The sequence below is a fragment of the Fictibacillus halophilus genome (assembly GCF_042680145.1).
Lineage (GTDB): Bacteria > Bacillota > Bacilli > Bacillales > Fictibacillaceae > Fictibacillus > Fictibacillus halophilus_A.
This window is the reverse complement of record NZ_JBHTNQ010000003.1, coordinates 25,331-31,720: the sequence shown is the minus strand read 5'-3', so window position 1 is coordinate 31,720 and position 6,390 is coordinate 25,331. Positions and strand designations below refer to the sequence as shown.

At 40.6% G+C, this 6,390-nt stretch carries 5 protein-coding genes and 2 riboswitches; all 5 genes read right to left on the bottom strand.

What is annotated here, in order from left to right:
- Window positions 1–326 precede the first annotated feature (326 nt).
- Entirely contained in the window at window positions 327–1,760 is a 1,434-nt protein-coding gene (locus ACFQ4X_RS17085) for a nicotinate phosphoribosyltransferase (protein ID WP_379837346.1), read from the bottom strand.
- A gap of 96 nt (window positions 1,761–1,856) precedes the next feature.
- Window positions 1,857–1,991, bottom strand: coding sequence for a hypothetical protein (locus ACFQ4X_RS17080; RefSeq protein ID WP_379837344.1), 135 nt, complete (start codon window positions 1,989–1,991; stop codon window positions 1,857–1,859).
- A 59-nt stretch (window positions 1,992–2,050) separates the two neighbouring features.
- Window positions 2,051–2,797, bottom strand: coding sequence for a prepilin peptidase (locus tag ACFQ4X_RS17075; protein ID WP_379837342.1), 747 nt, complete (start codon window positions 2,795–2,797; stop codon window positions 2,051–2,053).
- Between the two features lie 164 nt (window positions 2,798–2,961).
- Window positions 2,962–4,260, bottom strand: a complete 1,299-nt coding sequence (locus tag ACFQ4X_RS17070; protein WP_379837340.1) for an NCS2 family permease — start codon at window positions 4,258–4,260, stop codon at window positions 2,962–2,964.
- A gap of 121 nt (window positions 4,261–4,381) precedes the next feature.
- Window positions 4,382–4,483: riboswitch (purine riboswitch) on the bottom strand.
- A gap of 102 nt (window positions 4,484–4,585) precedes the next feature.
- Window positions 4,586–6,115, bottom strand: coding sequence for a glutamine-hydrolyzing GMP synthase (guaA, locus tag ACFQ4X_RS17065; protein ID WP_379837352.1), 1,530 nt, complete (start codon window positions 6,113–6,115; stop codon window positions 4,586–4,588).
- 162 nt (window positions 6,116–6,277) lie between these two features.
- Window positions 6,278–6,379: riboswitch (purine riboswitch) on the bottom strand.
- Between the last annotated feature and the right edge of the window lie 11 nt (window positions 6,380–6,390).

Sequence of the window (6,390 nt, the reverse complement as noted above, 5' to 3'; positions counted from 1 at the left end):
CAGGATCAAACTCTCCATAAAAGTGTTTGACTTGCTCTAATTTATTACTGACGGAATTAATTCTTAATTCCTTACCTTTGCTTTTGTTCAGTTTTCAAAGAACTTCATCGCGTTACTTTCTTAAAGCAGCGACAAAAACTATCTTACCACATATCGTCTATGTGATGCAACTACTTTTTTGAAAAAGTTTTGTTTGTTTTTGTCGATAAATATGTAAGAAAAGCAACAACGTTTATTACTATATCAGCGTTCTCAAGCACCGTCAACGGTTTTTTAAAGTTTTTATTAAAAAACCTCTTTTCGCATAGGAAAAGAGGTTCTGAGTTCTATAAAGAATACTTTTCTAAAAGGTCATTTTTCGTCTTCCATACTTTTTCAGAGAGGTCTACAAAATATTCTTGAGGATTGAGTCTTCTTAAATGCTGTGGCCAGAACAACTGAAGCTGCGCTTGGTGATAGGCACGGATTTCCTCCAGAATAGGCAGCTTATAAACAAGCTTTCCTTCTATAAATATAGGTTGAAGCAGCTCTTCTGCAGTAAATGAAGATACAACCTTATTTTTATAGGTGTGGACCGGATCGAAAAGCTTAATGTCTTTTTCAGGGATTACTTCATCTTCCATAGCAATATAATCGGCTTCCGCTTTTCCCTTACTATTGATAATTCTATACACCTTTTTGTATCCGGGTGTAGTTATCTTTTCTACATTAGAAGAGATTTTAATCGTAGGGACGTACTCACCATCTTCATATTTCGCTACCACTTTATATACACCGCCAAGTGCTGGCTGGTCTGATGCCGTAATCAGCTGTGTTCCTACACCCCAAGATGTGATTTTGGCACCCTGCGATTTCAGATCAGTAATAACATCATCATCTAAATCGTTACTTGCCACTATCACTGTATCGTTGAGTCCAGCTTCATCTAGCATTTTACGGGCTTGTATAGAGAAGTAAGCTAAATCACCACTATCCAAACGAATTCCCTTCAGCGACTTTCCTTCTTCCTTCATCTTCAACCCAACTTTTATGGCATTAGGGACTCCGCTTTTTAGCGTATTATACGTATCAACTAGAAGAATGCTTTGATCAGGCAGCGCTTTTGCGAAACGTTCAAAAGCCTCTTCTTCAGAATCATGATCTTGAACCCATGCATGTGCGTGCGTTCCTTTTGTAGGAATACCAAAGAGCTTTCCTGCGCGCATGTTTGAAGTTGCATCAAACCCGGCAATGTACGCGGCACGCGCACCCCAAATCGCTGCATCAGCCTCTTGAGCGCGACGTGTACCGAATTCCATTAACTGATCATTTCCTGCTACATGACGGATGCGTGCCGCCTTTGTTGCAATCAGTGTCTGATAGTTCATAAAGTTGAGGAGAGCAGTCTCCAGCAAATGAGCCTCAAATACACGGCATTTTATTCGAATAAGTGGTTCGTTTGGAAAAACAACTGTCCCTTCCTTTACGGAAAAGAGCTCCCCGGTAAATTGAAAGTTCTTTAGCTCGTTTAAGAAGTCTTCATCATATTGCTCTTCTTGTGTTCTTAAATAATCAATATCATCGTCATTAAAACGTAAGTGGTTTACGTAATGGATAATTCGCTCAAGACCAGCAAATACCGCAAACCCGCTTTTAAATGGATTTTTTCGAAAAAAAGCTTCAAAAACTCTAATATTATTATGAGTTCCGTTTTTCCAATGGGCGTACATCATATTAATCTGGTACTTATCTGTATGCAGTGCTAAATCTTCATAGCTCATCTCGGAGTCCCGCCTTTCTCTTGTACATTTTTCTCTTATTGTGCAAATGTTAAACATTTTAAAAGGCCCCGCTACATAGAGAGCCGGGCAAAGTGATTATTCCACAATTAATATTTTCTTTTCTACCATTTTTGAGTTACTTTCTTCTACTATAAATTCACCTTGAAGTTTTTCTCCGTTTTCTCCGTAGGCTTCTTTAATTGATTGCCAGCTGTTATCACCAGGAGACATTCTAATTAATAGCTCATAATTTTTAATATCTTTAAATTCATTAATAGCTAAATGACGCTTTACATATAAAAATTTAGCATCTCACACTTATAATAAAGAGTCACTAACGCGCCTAATGCTAAATAAGGCCCAAACGGAATTGCCGTTTTTCGAGTGAACTTTTTCATCAACAAACCTATAACCCCAACAATTAAACCAACCACAGACGCGATCATTAGTGTTAAAAACGCCCCCTGAAACCCAAGCACCAGCCCTAGTACACCCATAAGCTTAATGTCCCCGCCGCCAATGCCGCCTTTTGATAAAATCGCGAGCAGCAGCAGAAAACAAAATCCGAGCAAGCCGCCTGCTACAGCATCCAGCCAGCTTATATATTCAAATACGACTTGCAGCACCAAAAACCAAACGAAAAACACAATCAATACCTTATCTGAAATGATGAAATACAATAAATCTGATACAAAAATTATGGCGCACAACAAAATGAGCGAGCACGCCAAAAGCAGCTCCACTGAAAATCCATATTTAAAGTATGAGAATGCATATAAAGCACCTGTTAATACTTCAACGATCGTATATATAATGGGAATCTGTTTCTTACACGTCCCGCACTTCCCGCCTGCAGCTAAGAAAGAAGCAATCGGAAACAGCTCATACCATTTCAGCTGTCTCTCGCAATGGTCACACTGTGAGCGTTCAATGCTTGCAATCTTCATTCCCTTTGGCAGACGATAGCCGACTACTCCGCCAAATGAAGCCAGTACCGATCCTAAAATAAAAAACCAAACGCTCCACATCGTTTCCATTTCCACACTTCTCCTTAACACTCAATCTGCACACTATTATAATGATGAAACTATATTTTCGCACCTTTCTTCTTTAAAGTTACCGGCTTCCTGCATTATTTCTTTTTCTCAAAAAACATAAAAAAGGAATGCCCGTTTTCGGACATTCCTGTAATTGATTCTCTCTATTCCACTAAGAATACGAAGTAACTGATAAAGATTACGAATAGTACCCACATGATCGGATGAATTTCTTTTACGCGGCCTTTTACAGTCATTGTTAATGGATACATAACAAACCCTAGTGCAATCCCTGTTGCTATGCTGTATGTGAGCGGCATTGCGATTAATGTTAAGAATGCTGGTACTGCGATTTCTAAACGATCCCATTTGATTTTGCTTAGAACAGAAACCATCAATACACCTACTATAATCAATGCTGGTGCCGTTACAGATGGCGTTACAACGACTAATAACGGTGAGAAGAATAATGCTAATAAGAATAGTGCGCCTGTTACTACAGATGTAAAACCAGTACGTCCGCCCGCTGCTACACCTGAAGCTGACTCGATGTAAGCTGTTGTTGAAGATGTTCCTAGAACTGCTCCGACTGCGATTGCTGATGAATCAGCAAGCAATGCTTTACCTGCACGAGGCAGTTTGTTGTCTTTCATGATACCCGCTTGAGAAGAAACGGCCATAAGCGTTCCCGCTGTATCAAAGAAATCAACGATAAAGAAGGTTAGGACGACAATCATCATTTCTACAGTAAAAATTTGATCAAAGTGGCTGAACGCTTGTCCGAATGTTGGCGCAAGACTTGGGATAGCCCCAACGATTTTATCAGGCTTATCGATCAAGCCAGCGAATATACCGACAACCGCTGTAATCACCATTCCGTAGAAGATTCCTCCGCGGATGTTTCGGATCATCATAAGAATCGTTACGATGAAGCCAAAGATTGCGAGCAATGTTGGTCCTTGTGTTAAATCCCCAAGAGACACGAGTGTTGCTTTATTTTGAGCGATGATTCCTGCATTTTTCAAACCGATAAAAGCAATAAATAGTCCAATACCAGATGCTGCTGCAAACTTTAAGTCTTGCGGAATTGCGTTAATAATCGTTTCGCGAATCTTAAATAATGTAATAAAAATAAAGATAATTCCAGACATCAATACTCCGGCAAGTGCAGTCTGCCAAGGAATACCCATAACTAAAACGACAGAGTATGCAAAGAATGCATTAAGCCCCATACCCGGCGCTAATGCGATCGGATATTTTGCAACGATACCCATGAACAATGTTCCAAGTGCTGCAGCAAGTGCAGTAGCGGTAAATACTGCTCCTTTATCCATGCCAGCGTCACCAAGAACCATCGGGTTAACGAACAGAATATAAGCCATTGCAAGAAAAGTCGTTAAACCTGCTGTTGCTTCTTTTTTGTAACTTGTATTAAAATCCTTAAAGCCAAAATACCGTTCCATCTCTCTTTTCCCCCTATACGCGCCTACGCATGAAAAACAAAAGACCCAAGGGACTTGCCCTTGGGTCTGAATACGAAAAGGTTAAAGAAACCGTACATATGCCAAAAAAATAAACACATGCAATATTTCAATAATCCTCCGTAGTCAGACCATTTACGGCAGTCTGGTAGAAACTTTCGGGCCATATCCCCGATATTATACGTAGGAATTTCATTTGATTTTATTTACATCTTGAGTATAGGTCGAACTTTGTCGTTCGTCAAGCACTTTTCCGAATAATTATATGTTATTTTGCTATAATCGTTCGGTTTTTACTTTTTTAACCCTATTCCCACTCGATTGTTGCCGGCGGCTTAGAAGTAATATCATAAACTACACGGTTGATGTGATCCACTTCGTTTACGATACGTGTAGAGATTTTCTCTAATACATCAAACGGGATACGAGCCCAGTCAGATGTCATTCCATCGATTGATGTTACTGCACGGATACCAATCGTGTAATCGTAAGTACGAGCATCCCCCATTACCCCAACACTTCGAATATCAGGCAACACCGTGAAATACTGCCACACATCACGATCTAATCCAGCATTCAAAATTTCTTCACGAAGGATCGCATCTGATTCACGAACGATTTCGAGCTTCTCTTCTGTAATCGCTCCAAGAACGCGGATTCCAAGACCTGGTCCTGGGAACGGCTGACGCCATACGATATGTTCAGGAATACCAAGCTCTGTACCTACTTTACGCACTTCGTCTTTGAAAAGTGTGTTAAGAGGTTCGATAAGCTTGAACTGCATATCTTCAGGAAGTCCGCCAACGTTATGGTGAGACTTGATTGTTTGGGCTGTTGCAGTGCCGCTCTCTACGATATCTGTGTAAAGCGTACCTTGAGCAAGGAACTCAATTCCTTGAAGGTTGGATGCTTCTTCATCAAATACGTAGATGAATTCGTTACCGATAATCTTACGCTTTTTCTCCGGATCAGAAACACCTTCAAGCTTGCTTAAGAAACGTTCCTTCGCATCAACTTTGATGATGTTGATGTTAAAGCCTTCGCTGAACGTTTTCATAACTTGATCTGCTTCATCTTTACGAAGTAATCCATGATCTACGAAGATACATGTCAGCTGATCACCGATTGCCTTATGAACAAGCACGGCTACTACAGAAGAATCTACTCCACCTGACATAGCGCAGATTACTTTTTTCTCTCCTACTACTTCACGGATCTTCTGTACTTCGTCTTCGATCCAATTTTCCATCGTCCAGTTGCCTTCACAGCCGCAAACGGACTTCACGAAGTTATCTAAAAACTCGATGCCGTATTCTGAGTGACGAACTTCCGGATGGAACTGAACGCCATATAGCTGGCGGGAAACATCACTCATTGCTGCTACAGGGCATGACACGCTTGTTGCATCTGTAACAAAACCTTCAGGCGGCGCAACAACAAGGTCACTATGACTCATCCATACGACCTGCTGCTCGGGAAGGTTTTCATAAAGTTTATTTGTGTTTGTAACTGTAATCTGAGCTTTTCCGTATTCACGGTGGCTCGCACGCTCAACTTTTCCGCCAAAATGATGGCTCATCAGCTGCATACCGTAGCAGATACCAAGCACAGGGATGCCCAAGTCAAAAATGGCTTCATCACAAGCTGGTGACCCTTCTGCATAAACAGAGTTTGGTCCTCCAGAGAAAATGATTCCCTTTGGATTCATCTTTTTTATCTCTTCCGCAGTTGTTGTATGCGGATGAAGCTCGCTGTATACTCCTAAGTCACGGATACGGCGTGCAATCAACTGATTGTACTGTCCACCGAAATCCAACACTACGATCATTTCGCTCATTACGTGCAAGTCATTCGTTTCGTGCATGTACTCACCCCATCTATTAATGTCAGCTATAGTATCCGTCAGCTTGTCTCACTTTACACTATCAAAAAATAAAACAAAAAGAATTCCACCCTTGTTTTCTACATAAAAAACAAAGGCAGAATTCCTTAAAATAGCTATAAAGAACCCTGCCTTCATAGTCAGGTTGTTAATGGCAACCCGGTAGAGACTCTCGAACCTTATTATCGAGGATATACGAAGGAGAATATGATCTGACACTATAATCTTAA